This window comes from Psychrobacillus sp., from assembly GCF_056205495.1.
The window spans coordinates 1-17,204 of sequence record NZ_JBAEAP010000344.1; the positions used below are offsets into that span (position 1 = coordinate 1).

Annotated in this window: 21 protein-coding genes; all 21 read left to right on the forward strand. The window is 39.1% G+C overall.

The features are described from left to right. A partial coding sequence (locus AC06OU_RS10195; RefSeq protein WP_475855563.1) for a peptide chain release factor-like protein occupies positions 1–386 on the forward strand: 386 nt, incomplete at its 5' end. Then, a complete protein-coding gene (prmC, locus tag AC06OU_RS10200) occupies positions 379–1,236 on the forward strand; it encodes a peptide chain release factor N(5)-glutamine methyltransferase (protein WP_475855565.1) in 858 nt (285 codons plus the stop codon). The genes AC06OU_RS10195 and prmC, both read left to right, overlap by 8 nt. Before the next feature lie 45 nt (positions 1,237–1,281). Continuing rightward, positions 1,282–1,812: a stage II sporulation protein R gene (locus AC06OU_RS10205; protein ID WP_298471549.1), complete on the forward strand. Its 531-nt coding sequence runs from the start codon at positions 1,282–1,284 to the stop codon at positions 1,810–1,812. Positions 1,813–1,879: 67 nt separating this feature from the next. Then, a complete protein-coding gene (locus AC06OU_RS10210; protein ID WP_475855567.1) occupies positions 1,880–2,917 on the forward strand; it encodes an L-threonylcarbamoyladenylate synthase in 1,038 nt (345 codons plus the stop codon). 467 nt (positions 2,918–3,384) lie between these two features. Then, the gene (locus AC06OU_RS10215; protein WP_169359462.1) at positions 3,385–3,888 is read left to right on the forward strand and encodes a manganese efflux pump; all 504 of its coding nucleotides are present in this window, start codon (positions 3,385–3,387) and stop codon (positions 3,886–3,888) included. Between the two features lie 45 nt (positions 3,889–3,933). Then, positions 3,934–4,380, forward strand: a complete 447-nt coding sequence (locus tag AC06OU_RS10220) for a low molecular weight protein arginine phosphatase (RefSeq protein WP_475855568.1) — start codon at positions 3,934–3,936, stop codon at positions 4,378–4,380. Continuing rightward, the gene (locus tag AC06OU_RS10225; RefSeq protein ID WP_475855569.1) at positions 4,377–5,687 is read left to right on the forward strand and encodes a methyl-accepting chemotaxis protein; all 1,311 of its coding nucleotides are present in this window, start codon (positions 4,377–4,379) and stop codon (positions 5,685–5,687) included. The genes AC06OU_RS10220 and AC06OU_RS10225 overlap by 4 nt, the downstream gene beginning before the upstream one ends. 115 nt (positions 5,688–5,802) lie before the next feature. Continuing rightward, positions 5,803–6,240: a ribose 5-phosphate isomerase B gene (gene rpiB, locus AC06OU_RS10230; protein WP_298471536.1), complete on the forward strand. Its 438-nt coding sequence runs from the start codon at positions 5,803–5,805 to the stop codon at positions 6,238–6,240. A gap of 21 nt (positions 6,241–6,261) precedes the next feature. Then, the gene (locus AC06OU_RS10235) at positions 6,262–6,807 is read left to right on the forward strand and encodes a TIGR01440 family protein (RefSeq protein ID WP_475855571.1); all 546 of its coding nucleotides are present in this window, start codon (positions 6,262–6,264) and stop codon (positions 6,805–6,807) included. Next, complete coding sequence (gene glyA, locus AC06OU_RS10240; RefSeq protein WP_475855573.1) at positions 6,804–8,063, forward strand: serine hydroxymethyltransferase; 1,260 nt, start codon at positions 6,804–6,806, stop codon at positions 8,061–8,063. Before AC06OU_RS10235 ends, glyA begins: the two co-directional genes overlap by 4 nt. A gap of 372 nt (positions 8,064–8,435) precedes the next feature. Then, on the forward strand, positions 8,436–9,065 hold the full coding sequence (gene upp / locus AC06OU_RS10245; protein ID WP_169359468.1) for a uracil phosphoribosyltransferase: 630 nt from the start codon (positions 8,436–8,438) through the stop codon (positions 9,063–9,065). A 585-nt stretch (positions 9,066–9,650) separates the two neighbouring features. After that, positions 9,651–10,022, forward strand: coding sequence for an ATP synthase subunit I (locus AC06OU_RS10250; protein WP_340885372.1), 372 nt, complete (start codon positions 9,651–9,653; stop codon positions 10,020–10,022). Between the two features lie 26 nt (positions 10,023–10,048). Next, positions 10,049–10,762 carry a F0F1 ATP synthase subunit A gene (gene atpB / locus AC06OU_RS10255; protein ID WP_475855575.1) on the forward strand — a complete coding sequence of 238 codons (714 nt, stop codon included), beginning with the start codon at positions 10,049–10,051 and terminating at the stop codon, positions 10,760–10,762. Positions 10,763–10,827: 65 nt separating this feature from the next. Beyond that, positions 10,828–11,052, forward strand: coding sequence for a F0F1 ATP synthase subunit C (gene atpE / locus AC06OU_RS10260; protein WP_144540512.1), 225 nt, complete (start codon positions 10,828–10,830; stop codon positions 11,050–11,052). A 142-nt stretch (positions 11,053–11,194) separates the two neighbouring features. Next, positions 11,195–11,722: a F0F1 ATP synthase subunit B gene (atpF, locus tag AC06OU_RS10265; RefSeq protein WP_169359471.1), complete on the forward strand. Its 528-nt coding sequence runs from the start codon at positions 11,195–11,197 to the stop codon at positions 11,720–11,722. Beyond that, positions 11,719–12,255, forward strand: coding sequence for a F0F1 ATP synthase subunit delta (locus AC06OU_RS10270; protein ID WP_475855577.1), 537 nt, complete (start codon positions 11,719–11,721; stop codon positions 12,253–12,255). The genes atpF and AC06OU_RS10270 overlap by 4 nt, the downstream gene beginning before the upstream one ends. Before the next feature lie 27 nt (positions 12,256–12,282). Next, positions 12,283–13,791, forward strand: coding sequence for a F0F1 ATP synthase subunit alpha (atpA, locus tag AC06OU_RS10275; RefSeq protein WP_169359473.1), 1,509 nt, complete (start codon positions 12,283–12,285; stop codon positions 13,789–13,791). Positions 13,792–13,835: 44 nt separating this feature from the next. Next, a complete protein-coding gene (locus AC06OU_RS10280; protein WP_169359474.1) occupies positions 13,836–14,702 on the forward strand; it encodes a F0F1 ATP synthase subunit gamma in 867 nt (288 codons plus the stop codon). Between the two features lie 28 nt (positions 14,703–14,730). Beyond that, the gene (gene atpD, locus AC06OU_RS10285) at positions 14,731–16,146 is read left to right on the forward strand and encodes a F0F1 ATP synthase subunit beta (protein ID WP_169359475.1); all 1,416 of its coding nucleotides are present in this window, start codon (positions 14,731–14,733) and stop codon (positions 16,144–16,146) included. Positions 16,147–16,170: 24 nt separating this feature from the next. After that, positions 16,171–16,575: a F0F1 ATP synthase subunit epsilon gene (locus tag AC06OU_RS10290; RefSeq protein WP_169359476.1), complete on the forward strand. Its 405-nt coding sequence runs from the start codon at positions 16,171–16,173 to the stop codon at positions 16,573–16,575. A 361-nt stretch (positions 16,576–16,936) separates the two neighbouring features. Continuing rightward, entirely contained in the window at positions 16,937–17,170 is a 234-nt protein-coding gene (locus tag AC06OU_RS10295; protein WP_475855579.1) for a DUF1146 family protein, read from the forward strand. Positions 17,171–17,204: the final 34 nt, after the last annotated feature.

Below are 17,204 nucleotides of genomic sequence, written 5' to 3' on the forward strand. Positions count from 1 at the left end.
GTCAATCGGTTAACACGACTATGTCAGCTGTTCGTATGACCCATTTACCTACAGGGATCACTGTTTCAATGCAGGATGAAAAATCTCAGATTAAAAACAGAGAAAAAGCGATGAAAATTCTTCGTGCACGTGTAGCGGATAAGTTCCGCCAAGAAGCACAAGCAGAGTATGATGCTGTTCGTAAATCAGCGGTAGGGACTGGTGACCGTTCGGAACGAATTCGCACATACAATTATCCACAAAATCGCGTGACTGACCATCGTATTGGTTTAACTATTCAAAAGCTAGACCAAATTTTAGAAGGTAAGCTAAATGAAGTGGTGGATGCACTGATATTAGAGGATCAAGCTGAAAAATTAGAAAGAATGAATGATACAAATGTCTAAGACCATTTATGAGGCCCTGAACCGGGCTTCTTCTTTTTTAGAGGAAAATAACCGTGAAAAAGAAGTAGCTCGTTATATTTTACAATTTGTCCTAGGGAAAAATTACTCTGAGCTTATGATGGCTATGTATGAAGAGATATCAACAGATTCTTTTAATACCTTCTGGAGCTATGTGGAGGAGCATGCAACCGGTAGACCGTATCAATATATTATTGGTCAGGAAACCTTTTATGATCGAGAATTTTTAGTGAACGAGTCTGTTTTAATTCCCCGACCTGAAACCGAGGAATTAATAGAAGAGGTAAGAAAGCGTGCACCACATCTATTTAAGGGTAAAAACCCGTTAAATATTGCAGATATCGGTACAGGAAGTGGAGCCATTGCGATTACTATTCAAAAGGAACTTCCAAACGCAAAAGTGACTGCTACAGATATATCTGAGAATGCGTTACAGGTAGCTGGCGGGAATGCAGAAAGACTGTCAGCAACTATCGACTTTAAACAAGGAGATTTGGCGGAGCCTATATCACATGAAAAATGGGATATTGTTTTATCGAATCCACCTTATATTGCACATTCTGAGGCGCCAAGCTTATCAGATACAGTGATAGATTATGAACCGCATTTGGCTTTATTTGCAGATGAGGATGGTCTTATACTTTATCGTAAATTAGCAGAGCAGCTTCCTTCCATGATGAATTCAACTAGTTTAATAGGTTTTGAGATTGGCTATGAGCAGGGGCCAGCTGTTGCTGGGATGCTTCAAAAAGCCTTTCCTAAAGGGAATGTAGAGGTCATTCAAGATATTAATGGAAAAAATCGTTTTGTTTTTTGTACAAATGCTGAATAAGATATGAATCTATTGGTAACAATGTTCCTAAGGGAGGAATGTTACATGTTACCAGATTACGAGATAAAAAGAGCAGGTAAGGTAGGACAAAAAATAGATGCAGTTATTCTCTTTGTATGGATGCTATTGGTTATTCAAACGATTTTATTTGTTTTCATTCATAATGCGGAACAAACGGAGGCGATGCGCTTTCGATTAGTTGCTAACAGCAACACCGCTTATGATCAGCAGGTGAAAATGGAAGTACAGGAAAAAATAGCGCCAATCCTAGTCAACTACGAAAAGGACCCAGACGCTACAATAAAAGAACTAGAGAAAACAGTGGTGAGTCTATCAAGTAGCTTGCAGGAGAAGATGACAATCACACAAGGGCAAACGATCTTTCCGCCAAAGGAATGGGAAAGTGGTATTGCAGCTCAGACACAGGTGGAGGCGATTGTAGTTTCTATCGGTAGTGGAAGAGGAGATAATTGGTGGTGTGGTTTATTTCCTAAAGCATGCTATAAAGAAGAAGTAAAAGAAGAAAAGCCTAAATTCTTTGTTTGGGAATGGTTAAAAAAGAAATTTTCCACATAGTTTTCCACAATTGTCTGAAAGTTATTAACATTTTGTGGATAAGGTTCTAAAAAAGGAGAAGTTACGTATGAATACAAAAATTTTATCTGTGGGTAACTTATCCACAGAAGAAATAAGTTATACAGAGGCCGTCCATTTATTACATTCGGGTGAAGTGGTAGCTTTCCCAACGGAAACTGTTTACGGCTTAGGAGCCATCGCAACGAATGAAAAAGCGGTAGCGAAAATTTTTGAAGCAAAAGGCAGACCTCAGGATAATCCTCTTATTGTGCATATTGGATCTAAGGATGAAATTAGCGAGTTTATCTCTCACATCCCTGAAAAGGCTCAGCTATGTATGGATGTATTTTGGCCAGGACCATTAACGTTAATACTTCCGCTGAAGGAAAGTGTTTTGGCTTCCAATGTTAGCGCAGGCTTGGATACAGTTGGGGTAAGAATGCCTAATCATCCTGTAGCTTTAAAACTTTTACGTGAACTAAAACTTCCGGTTGCTGCTCCGAGCGCAAACCGAAGTGGAAAACCTAGCCCAACTAAAGCAAGACACGTACACAAGGATTTAAATGGTAGAATCCCTGCTATAATTGATGGCGGAGCAACTGGGATGGGGCTTGAATCGACGGTGCTTGACTGTACTAGCGAGATTCCAACTATTCTACGACCAGGTGGAGTAACAAAGGAAATGCTTGAACAAGTTATTGGCCAAATCAATGAAACAAAGCTTGTAGATAAATCAGAAGCTCCAAGAGCACCTGGTATGAAATATGCTCACTATGCCCCAAATGCACCTGTCTATTTGATAGAGGCGTCAGTACACTCGATACAAGAAGCTATCGCTAGTATACATAAGGAAGATAAAAAAGTTGCCCTCATTGCAACGGATCAATTGAAAGTAGTAGATGCGAACTATTATTTTTCACTTGGTAACAATGAACAAGTAAAAGAAGCTGCTCATTTGTTATATGAGGCACTTAGAAGCTGCGACGATACAGATGCAGATATCGTGCTTGCCCCTGTCTTCCAAAAGGATGGCGTTGGAGCAGCAATTATGAATCGTTTAGAAAAAGCAGCAGATGGTAAATGGTTTTTCGAAAAACGTTGTTAAAGGGTAGAGTTGAATTATAATGCAAAGAAATCTTCAAGAGAGTAGAATTGATTTCCGCCCCAGCGGACGCTTTCCACGGGGTGAGCGATAAGCCATCACCCATCGCTTTCGCGCGTGGTTGTGAGGTCTTATCTGTCTCACTCATCCCGTTGGAGTCGCCGTCTGGAGCTCCAATCAATAAATGGGAACAACTTTAGCGTCGATAAAGCGCTAATAAATATACTCGCATAAACAAAGCTGAAAAACTGTCGCCAACCCCAATTTCATAATCTATTTAATAGCCATTTGAATGTTCCTTTTTTAATGTTTACAGTCACTATAAAAAAGAATTGTTAGTCAGAGTCAACCAATAACTTTAACAAAGCTTTTCGAAAAGTAAAACAAGTTAAAAAAGGTTGTCTATATTTTGTATTCTCTCCGGTCCATTTGCATACATTTAATTATGCAAATAGACGGGAGAGATTTTTTTGTGGACAGAAATATTAGCAGGATTCTTAATGTCGGTAGATGTACTTATCTTATTTTCTCTTGTATCATATAGAAAACAGGTTTTGACTCTAGCTGCTTGGGTTGCATCCTTACATATGCTCTTCCCCTTAATAGGTTATTATGCAGGTGTTTTGGTACAAACCTATTTACAGCAGGCAAGCCCTTATTTATCAGGAGTTCTGCTAACCTTGGTAGGTCTTCAAATGGTATTATCAAAATCTCCAAAAGAAATACCGATGATGCCACCGTATATCTTGGCTATAGTAGCGAGTCTAGATACCTTCTCCGTAAGTATTTCCTTTGGTATGCTCCAAGTAGAAAAGTTCATTTTTATTCTAAGTGCAGGCATCTTCGCTTTTGTTGGAGTAATTGTTGCACAGAAAATTATATATAAAAACACTGTTATGAACAGAGGTATGATTATGAAGCTTGCTGGTGGAGTTTTATTGGTCATGGGTTTGCTTACTCTTCAAAATATATAACAAAATAAACAGCCTATACACACTAACATAAAGGAATGATCTAGTATGAATATTTTATTTGTCTGTACAGGAAATACTTGTAGAAGTCCGATGGCAGAGGCAATTTTAAAAGCAAAGAAGTTAGATAATGTAAATGTGAAGTCAGCAGGTATTTATGCAATGGATGGAGAAAAAATGTCTCTAAATAGTCAAAAAGTTCTAATGGACAACAACATTCCTTTTACCCATAAATCCTCCTCCCTACAGCCGTCTATAGTTGAGTGGGCAGATTTAATTTTAACGATGACTGCTGCCCATAAACAAGCTCTGATTTTTGCTTTTCCCGAAGCAATTTCTAAGATTTATATGTATAAAGAATTCGCAACTCCGGACGATATACAGGATGTAATGGATCCTTTTGGAGGAAACTTAGGTATATATGAACGGACTTATGAAGAGCTTAGTGAACTAACAGAGGGATTAGTGAAGAGACTACAGGGGGAAAAGGGATGAAAGAGAAAAGAAAGAAGCACGCCTTTGGATTTCAAAAGAAGATAGTGCTTTTTGTAACGGTTCTTGCATTAATTACGTATTCAACAAGTGCATTGTTTATCAATTATGTACAACCTTATTTACAGACGATGGATATAAATATAGGAGCCCTTCCATTTGAAATTCTTACATATGCTTTAGGTATATTCTGGTCAGGCCTTCTTGCTTACTTTTTCAGTGGATTAATCATCAAGCCTCTGTTTAACTTGGAGAAGGTTGCAACACTTGCTTCAGAAGGTAAAATTGGCGTGGATGTAGAAGTTCCAAACTCTAAAGATGAGATTCAATCCGTAGCTATTGCCTTCCAAACGATGTTAGAAAATCTTCGTGAAATGGTCCAAGGAATAGAAGAAAACTTTGATAAAACAAACAACAGTGTACAAAAGCTTGCAGAAGAAGCTTCTGTTGCATCTGATCAGGCAGAGGCAATCGCCTCTACTATAGCTCAGATTTCCGAAGGAGCAGAGCAATCCGCTATGGCTGTGCAAGAAACAGCTGAGTCAGTGGAGGATGTTAGAGTACTTGCTTCAGAGGTAAATAAGCGTGCTGAAAAATCTTCTGCACAGTCAAAAGAAATGATTGCCGAGCTATCAGAAACTACTAAGGTCATACAATCTTTAGTGAGTGGTATACAAAAAATTGCCTCTGGCAGTGAATCTGCTTTAGGGAATGTTCATCAGTTAGAAGAGAATGCCAGCAAGGTTGAAAGTATTATTCAGTTAGTTGGAGACATAGCAGCACAAACTAATCTGCTGGCACTGAATGCTTCTATAGAAGCTGCACGTGCAGGAGAGCATGGTAAAGGTTTCGCAGTAGTAGCAGAGGAAGTACGTAAACTTGCAGATGAAAGTGCGAAGGCAGTACAAGGTATTTCGACTCTTATTCTAGCGATACAAAGTGATGTTCAAACAGTAGTTCAACAGATGACGAACCAGGTAAGCTTTGCAGTTGGGGAAGCCAAACGTGTATCTGAAACGAATGCAGCAGTAGAAGGTATGTCGACAAAAGTTCATGAAATGGCTGAATCAGTAGTAGAGATTTCTTCTCTTGTAGAAAAACAGCTTTCTAATATAGAAAGCACCGCTCGACAATCTCAGGATGTGGCAGCGATTGCAGAGGAAACTTCAGCAGGAGCAGAGGAAGTAAGAAGTGCTACGGATGAACAAGCTCGCTCTATTGAACAAGTTGATATTTTAACAGAAGACTTGAAACGTCAGTCCGAAGATTTGTTCCAGGTGATCTCTCAGTTTGACCGTACTGCCCGATAATGTTATAAAATGAATATGTCAAAAACTGATACAGCTCAAAAGACTTGAGTTGTATTTTTTTGCTCAAAAAGATGGTATGATGAATTTGAGTACTAAACAGAAAAGAGGGAACAAGATGAAAATTGCAATTTCTTCTGATCACGGAGGCAATAACCTTCGTAAAGAAATTATTCAACAGCTTGAAGAACTCGGACTTTCCTATAAGGACTTCGGTCCACAGACAAATGATTCTGTCGATTACCCTGACTATGCCGCACCGGTAACAGAAGGTGTAGCAAGTGGAGAGTATGATCGTGGAATTTTAATTTGTGGGACGGGTATTGGAATGTCCATCGCTGCTAACAAGATTAAAGGAATTCGTTGTGCTTTAGTGCATGATGTTTTTTCTGCTAAAGCAACACGTTGTCATAATGACTCAAACGTTCTTGCAATGGGAGAGCGAGTAATTGGTCCAGGCCTTGCACGAGAAATCGTGGCAACTTGGTTAGCTCAAGAATTTGAAGGTGGTCGTCACGAACGCCGTATTGAAAAAATTTCAGCTTTAGAAAAATAACTTTGAATAGAGGGATTTCAGATGGAAGCAAAAAATTTGTGGCAACAGCAAATGGAACAGCTTCTCCTGGAAGTGGAGCAGCAAATAACTTTTCATGAAAATGATTTGTTCGTTGTAGGATGCTCTACCTCTGAAGTAATCGGGAAAAAGATAGGAACTGCCGGTGGGTTAGAGGTAGCAGAGGTTTTATTTGAACCGATTCGAGCATTTGCCGAGCGCAATAAATTACTTCTGGCTTTTCAAGGCTGTGAACATATCAATCGTGCATTAACGATGGAAAGAGCCACACAGCAGCTATATAGACTGCCGGAGGTTTCAGTTATTCCAGTTGTTCGTGCAGGAGGCTCTATGTCTGCCTACGCATATACCCAATTCCAGGAGCCTGTAGTGGTTGAGCATGTGCAGGCTAAAGCAGGACTTGATATTGGTCAAACAATGATTGGCATGCAGCTGCAACCAGTTGCTGTGCCGATACGTGTATCCACCAAAATGGTTGGGGAAGCTATTATAACGATCGCTAATACTCGACCAAAACTTATTGGCGGGGTACGAGCATTTTACGGATGAATTTAGAGGAGGAACTAGAAGTGAAAAAGATTCAATCACAAGATCCAGCAGTATTTGAGGCAATGTTATCAGAGAAAAAACGTCAACAATCAAACATCGAACTTATTGCATCAGAAAATTTTGTATCAGAAGCTGTAATGGAAGCACAGGGTTCTGTTCTGACAAATAAATATGCAGAGGGCTATCCTGGCAAACGCTATTACGGTGGCTGTGAGCATGTAGACGTAGTAGAGAATATTGCTCGCGATCGCTTAAAAGAAATTTTTGGAGCAGAGCATGCAAATGTGCAACCACATTCTGGTTCTCAGGCTAATATGGCCGTTTATATGACAGCTTTACAGCCTGGTGACACTATTTTAGGGATGAACTTATCACATGGCGGGCATTTAACGCATGGTTCTCCTGTAAACTTTAGTGGAATTCAATATAATTTCATTGAGTATGGTGTAAACAAAGAAACAGAAATGATAGATTACGAGGAAATTCGCTCTATCGCTCTAGAAAACAAGCCTAAAATGATTGTTGCTGGTGCAAGTGCATATTCACGTACAATTGACTTCGCTAAATTCCGTGAAATTGCTGATGAAATTGGAGCATACTTATTCGTAGATATGGCTCATATAGCAGGTTTAGTAGCTGCAGGTCTTCATCCAAACCCAGTACCACACGCTCATTTTGTGACTTCTACAACGCACAAAACGTTACGTGGACCACGTGGTGGATTGATCTTAACTACTGAGGAATTCGCTAAGAAAATTGATAAAACTATTTTCCCAGGTATTCAAGGCGGTCCATTAATGCATGTAATTGCTGCAAAAGCGGTTGCTTTCGGTGAAGCCCTTCAACCTGAGTTTAAAGAATATCAACAGCAAGTAGTTGCAAATGCTAAGGTACTAGCTGATAGCTTAACAGCAGAAGGAGTTCGTATTGTTTCTGGTGGTACGGATAACCACGTTATGCTATTAGATGTTTCTGCACTAGGCTTAACTGGTAAAGTAGCAGAGCATGTACTAGATGAAGTAGGAATTACTGCTAACAAAAATACAATTCCTTTCGATACTTCTAGCCCATTCATTACTTCAGGAGTTCGTGTAGGAACACCAGCGGTAACTTCACGTGGCTTCAAAGAAGAAGAAATGAAAGAAATTGCTTCTATTATTGCTAAGCTATTAAAGAATCATGAGGATGCTACAGTAATTGCTGAAGCGAAAGAAAGAGTGCAAGCTCTAACTGATCAATTCCCTCTATATAATTAACTGTTGTGTGGGAGGCCTATGACTGTGTCATAAGCCTCCCTTAACTATGGACAGGAAGTAAGTATTCAAATATCAAGTTTGCTCCCTAGACTAAAGGAGCGCTCTATCGGGGATAATACGATGGAAGGTTGGGCGGCAATCCAAAAAACTGAAACTAAGTTTATGAAGTGATCTAACTTTTGGGTTGATTAATATAGGCATTTCTTGTCCGCAAACCAATTGATTTGTTTAAATCGACTTTAATGTTCGTGAACAGACAATGCTCGATTTAATGAAATAGACGCAATATTAAGTCCTTGTGATTACTAGTATGATTACTACCGTTTTTGTTATAATGGCAAAGATGAAAAAAAACAAGAGGAGAGATGTAATATGGCAAAAGTATACGTATTTGATCATCCACTGATTCAACATAAACTTACATATATCCGTGATGTGAAAACTGGTACGAAAGAATTCCGTGAATTAGTAGATGAGGTAGCGACATTAATGGCCTTTGAAATTACACGTGATTTACCTTTAGAAGAGGTGGAAGTAGAAACTCCTGTTCAGGTTACAAAATCGAAAGTAATTGCAGGAAAGAAATTAGGACTAGTTCCAATTCTTCGTGCGGGTATTGGTATGATCGATGGTATGTTAAATCTTATTCCAGCTGCAAAAGTGGGACATATCGGGCTTTATCGTGATCCAGAAACGCTAAAACCAGTTGAATATTACGTTAAGCTTCCTGCAGATGTGGCGGATCGCGACTTTATCCTAGTAGATCCAATGCTTGCAACTGGCGGTTCTGCCATAGAAGCAGTTAACTCTCTTAAAAAGCGTGGAGCAATGAGCATCAAGTTTATGTGTCTAATCGCAGCTCCTGAAGGTGTAAAAGCACTTCAAGATGCTCACCCAGATGTTGATATTTATATTGCTGCATTAGATGAAAAGCTAAACGACCACGGTTATATAGTTCCTGGTCTTGGAGACGCAGGAGACCGTTTGTTCGGAACAAAGTAAAATACAGCATTTTCTCTATTGAGAGTAAAATAAGCTTATTTAGGTAATGCTTGCAGTAAGTTGGCCTTCTTTCTACGTAAGGTCAACGTACTGCATAAATGTATGGTAAGATTGTAAAGGTGTGACTAAGCGGATTAAGTATTTAATAGAGGAATGCCCCTATTATAAAAGTTGCGAAATTTTCTTTTAAATTTGTCGATAAATTGTCAATCTAGTCATCTACGTGAAGTTTTTCACTGATAGCAATTGACATCAAATTGCCCCTATTGTATGCTTACAAAGGATAAATCATGATAGGGGTTTCATGCGTGAAACACTTGATGTATCAACTTTCTACTAGATTCACAGTTTTTACTTATATTAGGGGAAACGTGAGTACACTTTTATGCGTCAATTTGACGTCCGTTACAAGGGATAGCTCTAAGCGATTCTCTCACAGCTTGTAGGTTCTATGTTGTATACGTTCACGACTAGTGAATTGAACATACTTTTGGAACCACTCCAATCTTTTTAGTGATTTATCTATGCCAAGTGTTTTGGCGAGAATCACTACCATTCGAAAATATGATTCAGGAGATTAGACCAATGCTAGAAATGCAACGTATTTTTACGAGGCAAAAGAAGTACATAATTTTTTTGCTTGCGATCTGTGTTCTTGGATGGGCATTTACGCCGTATTCTGCTATTTTTGCGGGCTTAGCAGTAGGTTCCTTATTCGGTCTGTACAATTTCTGGATACTAGTACGTAGAATGGAAAAATTTGATCGTGTGATGTTAGGTGAAAAGGGACGAGCAGGATTAGGGACAAGCTTTCGGTTTGCCTCAGGTATTGCTGCAGTTGCAATTGCACTTATTTTCCCAGATGATATTCATCTAATTAGTACGGTTATCGGATTAATGATTCCCTATGTTCTACTTATAGTAGAACGAATTTTGTTAGTTAGAAATCAGCCATGAGTATGTGAAAGAGAGGTGAAAGAATCGTGGGACACTCAAATCCAGAATTTGTGCTTTGGGGTATGACGGGGAACTGGTCAAACATCCTTATGTTGTTTGTAACTTCTCTGATCGTTTTCTTAATTGCATTTTTTGCAACGAGAAGCTTAAAGCTTAAACCAACTGGGATGCAAAATTTCATGGAGTGGATTATGGACTTCGTGAAAGGAATTATTAAAAGTAATTTCGACTGGAAAACAGGCGGAAGATTCCATATTCTTGGAATTACATTAATCATGTTTATCGCAATAGCCAACTTATTAGGTTTACCGTTTTCAATTACGTATGACGGAGTGCTTTGGTGGAAATCACCGACAGCAGATCCAACAGTTGCTATGACACTATCAGTGATGATTATTGTTTTAACTCACTATTACGGTATTAAGATGAAAGGTTTCAAACAGTACAATATTGATACTTACTTGAAGCCAATGCCACTATTATTCCCATTGAAAGTTATAGAAGAATTCGCAAATACGTTGACACTCGGTCTACGTCTTTACGGTAATATCTATGCGGGGGAAGTATTATTAGGCTTAATCGCAGGTTTAGCAACATCTAGTATTTTTGGCTTTTTCGGAGCAATCGTTCCGGCAATGGCTTGGCAAGGGTTCTCTATCTTTATCGGTGGAATCCAAGCATTCATTTTCGTTATGTTAACAATGGTTTATATGTCACATAAAGTGTCAGCAGACCATTAATATAACTGTTTAGGTAACTAGGCAGAAAATAAAAAAAAACAACATTCCAAGGAGGAAATTAAACAATGGTAGGTTCAGTTGGTCTTTTAGCAGCAGCTATAGCAGTTGGTTTAGGTGCACTTGGTGCAGGTATTGGTAATGGTCTAATCGTTTCAAAAACAGTAGAAGGTATCGCTCGTCAACCAGAAGCACGTGGAGCTTTACAAACAGTTATGTTCATCGGGGTAGCGTTAGTTGAAGCCGTGCCGATTATCGCAGTAGTTATCGCGTTTATCGTATTAAACCAATAGTATTTATATTTAAGTCTATAATGGCGGAAACTAACTCCGCCATTCTCTTTATGAAAAAACATGAATTAGAAAATAATAAACACAAGTTTAAACATTATAGAAGCAAGATCTCTTAATAGCGTTTGAAAGGAGTGAAACAATCGTGTCTTTTGAATACCTAGTACTTGGTGCTGGTGATACTCATAATGGGTTAAATGTTTGGGATATCGCAGCTACATTATTCTTCTTCATCTTATTGATGATCCTATTGAAGAAAGTGGCTTGGGGTCCTTTAATGGGAATCATGACACAGCGTGAAGAGTTGATCGCGAGCGAAATCGAAGCAGCTGAAACTAGCCGTCAAGAATCTCAGCGTCTACTTGAAGAACAACGTGACTTACTAAAAGAAGCACGCACAGAAGCGTTAGCGATTGTAGAAAATGCGAAGAAGCAAGGGGAAGCATCACGTGAAGAAATTATCACTACTGCTCGCTCTGAAGCTGCGCGTTTGAAAGAATCTGCTATCCGTGAAATCGATACAGAAAAAGAAAGAGCGATTGCAGCGGTACGACAAGAAGTCGTTTCACTATCTGTACTTGCAGCAGCTAAAGTTCTTGAAAAAGAAGTTTCGGAAGAAGATAACCGTGCGCTAATCGAGGCAACGATTGCGAAGGCAGGCGAAGTTAATTGAGTAATTCAACTGCAGCAAAACGCTATGCCATCGCATTGTTCGCACTAGCACAACAAAAAAACGAAATTCAAGCAGTAGAAAATGATCTACGTGAGCTTAATGTAGTCTGGAAAGGCAATAAAGATTTGAAAACATTGTTTACATCTCCTAAGCTTTCTATAGATAAGAAAAAAGAGCTAGTACGTCAAATTTTCTCAAATGCTAATCCAATCGTCATCAATACACTTCTAGTGCTTATTGACAAGAAAAGATTAAGCGAAGTTACAAACATTATTGAAGAGTTTATGACCCTTTCTAATGAAGCACAAGGTGTTGCTGATGCAAAGGTTTATACAACTCGTGAGCTAACAGAGGTAGAACGTGCAAACGTTTCTTCTGTATTTGCTAAAAACGTAGGTAAACAATCATTACGTATTCAAAACATCGTTGATCCATCTATTATTGGTGGTATCCGCGTTCAAATCGGAAACCGCATTTACGACAGCACTCTAAGTACAAAATTAGATCGCTTAAAACGTAACTTGATCGGTTAATATTATGAATTATGAGAGGTGACATACATGAGCATCAAAGCTGAAGAAATCAGTGTCTTGATTAAACAGCAGATTGAGAATTATGAATCTGAGATGAAAGTTAGCGACGTTGGTACGGTTATTACAATTGGTGACGGTATCGCGCGTGCTCATGGCCTCGACAACGTCATGGCTGGAGAGCTTTTAGAATTCTCGACTGGTGTATTAGGTATGGCACAAAACTTGGAAGCGAATAACGTTGGTATCGTTATCCTTGGGCCATACACAGACATCAAAGAAGGCGATGAAGTACGTCGTACAGGCCGTATTATGGAAGTTCCTGTTGGTAAAGAATTGATTGGCCGTGTAGTAAATCCACTTGGTCAACCACTTGACGGACAAGGCCCTATTGCAACAACAAAATCACGTCCAATCGAAAGTCCTGCACAAGGGGTTATGGCACGTAAATCTGTACATGAACCACTTCAAACAGGTATTAAAGCGATTGACGCTCTTGTACCAATCGGACGTGGTCAACGTGAGTTAATCATCGGTGACCGCCAAACAGGTAAAACATCTGTTGCGATTGATACAATCCTTAACCAAGCAGACCAAGATATGATTTGTATCTATGTTGCTATCGGTCAAAAAGAATCGACTGTTCGTAACGTAGTAGAAACACTTCGTAAAAAAGGTGCTTTAGATTACACAATCGTTGTAACTGCATCTGCATCTGCTCCAGCTCCATTATTATACTTAGCTCCTTATGCTGGTGTAACTATGGCAGAAGAATTTATGTTCGATGGTAAGCACGTATTAATCGTTTATGATGATTTATCTAAACAAGCTGCTGCATACCGTGAGCTTTCATTACTTCTTAAACGTCCTCCAGGTCGTGAAGCATATCCAGGGGATGTATTCTACTTACACAGCCGTCTACTTGAGCGTGCTGCGAAGTTAAACGAAACATTAGGTGCAGGTTCAATCACTGCATTACCATTCGTTGAAACACAAGCTGGGGATATCTCTGCTTACATTCCAACAAACGTAATCTCAATTACGGATGGTCAAATTTTCTTACAATCTGATTTATTCTTCTCTGGTGTACGTCCAGCGATCAACGCTGGTTTATCAGTATCCCGTGTTGGTGGATCAGCTCAAATTAAAGCAATGAAAAAAGTTGCGGGTACACTTCGTCTTGACTTAGCTGCATACCGTGAGCTTGAAGCATTCTCTCAATTTGGATCAGATTTAGATGCTGCAACACAAGCGAAACTTAATCGTGGGGTTCGTACAGTAGAAGTACTAAAACAAGACTTGAACTCTCCTATTAAAGTAGAAAAACAAGTTATTATTTTATACGCTCTTACTCGCGGTCATTTAGATGATGTTCCAGTTAAAGATATCTCTCGCTTCGAAGCAGAGCTTAGCAGCTGGTTAGATACAAACCACACAAACGTTTTAGATCATATTCGCACGACAAAAGATCTTCCTTCAGAAGAGGATTTAAACAATGCAATTTCTGCATTCAAAAAAACTTTTGCTAAATCTGAATAATATCTTTGTCTAAGTGAAAAAAACAATAAGGTGGTGAAATACCAGTGGCATCTTTACGCGACATTAAAAATAAAATTACGTCAACTAAGAAAACGAGTCAAATCACAAAAGCTATGCAAATGGTTTCTGCTTCTAAGTTGAACCGTGCGGAGGAAAATGCGAAAGCATATGTTCCTTACATGGGTAAAATTCAAGAGGTAGTAGGTGCAATTGCTTCAGGTACGAGTGACAGTGGACATCCAATGTTAATAAACCGTCCTGTAAAAAAGACTGCATATCTTGTAATCACTTCTGATCGTGGGTTAGCAGGAGCATACAACAGTAACGTTATACGTGCCGTTGCAAATGCAATCGCTAGTCGTCATGCATCGAAGGATGAGTATGTTGTTTTAGCAATTGGTCGTATGGGACGTGACTTCTTCGTAAAACGTGGTTCTAATGTAATCGGAGAAGTTATCGGTTTACCTGACCAACCAGCTTTTTCTGATATTAAAGAAATTGCTCGCAAAGCTGTTGGTATGTTCACGGATGGTACATATGATGAACTTTATATGTACTATAACCACTTTGTCAGTGCCATCTCTAGTGAAGTTACAGAGAAAAAGGTACTGCCACTTACGGATATTGCACAAGAAACTGGCGCAGCTACAACTGCTTCATATGAGTTCGAGCCTTCAAGTGAAGCAATCCTTGAAGTGTTACTTCCTCAATATGCAGAAAGCCTAATTTTCGGTGCATTACTCGACGGTAAAGCAAGTGAACATGCTTCGCGTATGTCTGCGATGAAATCTGCAACAGATAACGCATCTGATTTGATTAGTAACTTAACATTAGTATACAACCGAGCACGTCAAGCAGCGATTACGCAAGAGATTACGGAAATCGTCGGCGGAGCATCGGCTCTAGAATAGGAAGAAAGTAAGACAGGAGGGAACAGTAGTGAACAAAGGACAAGTACTACAAGTAATGGGTCCAGTTGTTGACGTAAAGTTTGACAACGGCCACTTACCAGCTATCTATAATGCATTAACTGTAGCTATTGAACGTCCAAACGAAGCTCCTACTACGTTAACGTTAGAAGTAGCTTTACACTTAGGTGATGATTCTGTTCGCACAATTGCGATGTCATCTACTGATGGACTTAAACGTGGTGCAGAGGTAATAGATGCGGGTGCAGCAATTTCTGTTCCAGTTGGTAATGTAACTCTAGGACGTGTATTCAACGTTCTTGGTGATATTATTGACTTAGGAGAAGAAATTCCTACTACAGAGCGTCGTGATCCAATTCACCGTCAAGCACCAACATTTGAAAACCTTTCAACAGAAGTTGAAATTCTTGAAACAGGTATTAAAGTAGTAGACCTTTTAGCTCCATATATCAAAGGTGGTAAAATCGGTCTATTCGGTGGTGCCGGAGTAGGGAAAACAGTTCTTATCCAAGAACTTATCAATAACATTGCTCAAGAGCATGGCGGTATCTCGGTATTCGCTGGTGTTGGAGAGCGTACGCGTGAAGGAAATGACTTATTCCATGAGATGAGCGATTCAGGCGTTATCAAGAAAACAGCAATGGTATTCGGACAAATGAACGAGCCACCTGGAGCACGTATGCGTGTTGCCTTGACTGGTTTAACAATGGCTGAATATTTCCGTGATGAGCAAGGTGCAGACGTACTTCTATTCATCGATAATATCTTCCGTTTCACACAAGCAGGTTCTGAGGTATCAGCCCTTTTAGGTCGTATGCCATCAGCAGCTGGTTACCAACCAACACTTGCTACAGAAATGGGTCAATTACAAGAGCGTATCACGTCAACTAACACTGGTTCTGTAACATCTATCCAAGCGATTTATGTACCAGCCGATGACTATACGGATCCAGCTCCAGCTACAACTTTCGCTCACTTAGATGCGACAACAAACTTAGAGCGTAAATTATCTGAGATGGGTATCTACCCAGCGGTTGATCCTTTAGCTTCTTCTTCACGTGCACTTTCACCAGAAGTAGTTGGTCAAGAGCATTACGAAGTAGCACGTCAAGTGCAATATACGTTACAACGTTATAGAGAGCTTCAAGATATCATCGCAATCTTAGGTATGGATGAATTAGGAGACGAAGACAAGCTTGTAGTTAACCGTGCTCGTCGTATTCAGTTCTACCTATCTCAAAACTTCCATGTTGCAGAACAATTTACAGGTCAAAAAGGTTCTTACGTTCCAGTTAAAGAAACTGTTGCAGGATTCAAACAGATTCTTGAAGGGAAATATGACCATTTACCAGAGGATGCATTCCGTCTAGTTGGACGCATTGAAGAAGTTGTTGAAAAAGCGAAAAGCATGGGCGTAGAAGTATAATAAATCGGACCAGGAGGTAAAAATATGAAGACACTTATAGTCAATATTGTCACTCCCGACGGCCCGGTATACGATTCTGAAGTAGACATGATTATCGCTAATACAGCATCGGGTGAAATTGGTATTTTACCTGGCCATATTCCAATGGTTGCACCTCTTCGTATTGGTGCAGTTAAATTGAAAAAAGATGGTAAATCTCAATATGTATCAGTAAGTGGTGGATTTGTTGAAGTACGTCCTGAAAAGGTAACGATTTTAGCTCAATCTGCTGAGGTTGCCGATACAATTGATGTAGCTCGTGCAAAAGAAGCGATGAAACGTGCAGAATCACTACTTCAAAGTAAACAAGACACGACAGACTATGTTCGTGCTGAACTTGCTTTGAAGCGTGCGATGAATCGTATCAACGTTTATGAGGGTAACATTTAATTTGGACGAAACATAAAACGGGCAGATTTATTTCTGTCCGTTTTTTTTCTTGCAAATCAGCTATAATTTATGAACTCAAGTGGATAATACAGATTATTCGTCATAAAATAAGGTATAAAAAGAAATGTTTATTTAGAAGGCAGGAGTTCATTTTCAGTAAGAATTTTGAATAACTAATTGGAACTGTGATCTTCTCGGCGATTGAATGAACAGGTAGTTAGTCTTTTGATTATTTATACTTTTTTATAGACTATACATGTATTATTTACATTTTGATTAAATGAAAAACATGGAAGAATTTGATGAAGGTTCTTCTAAAAAGTATAAAAAAGAAAGACTTAGCTAAAGTGGAGGGGAAATAATGGGTCTTGTAAATTCAGAGCAAGCATTAATTGCCATTCTTGCAAATATCTTTTTTATTGGTATTTCGTTTTATGCTTTACAAGCTCTTATGGTGGACAAATTCATTAAAAAGAATCATGTATTTCAAGCCCAGCTTTTCTTTATTTTGGCAAGCATTATGTTAGGTTCGACGGTAGCAAACTTTTTCTTAAATTTAACTTCCTGGTCTAACCAGTTACAGTACTTATTTTAGTAGAAGATCCTACATGCTCATGCAAATTATGGAC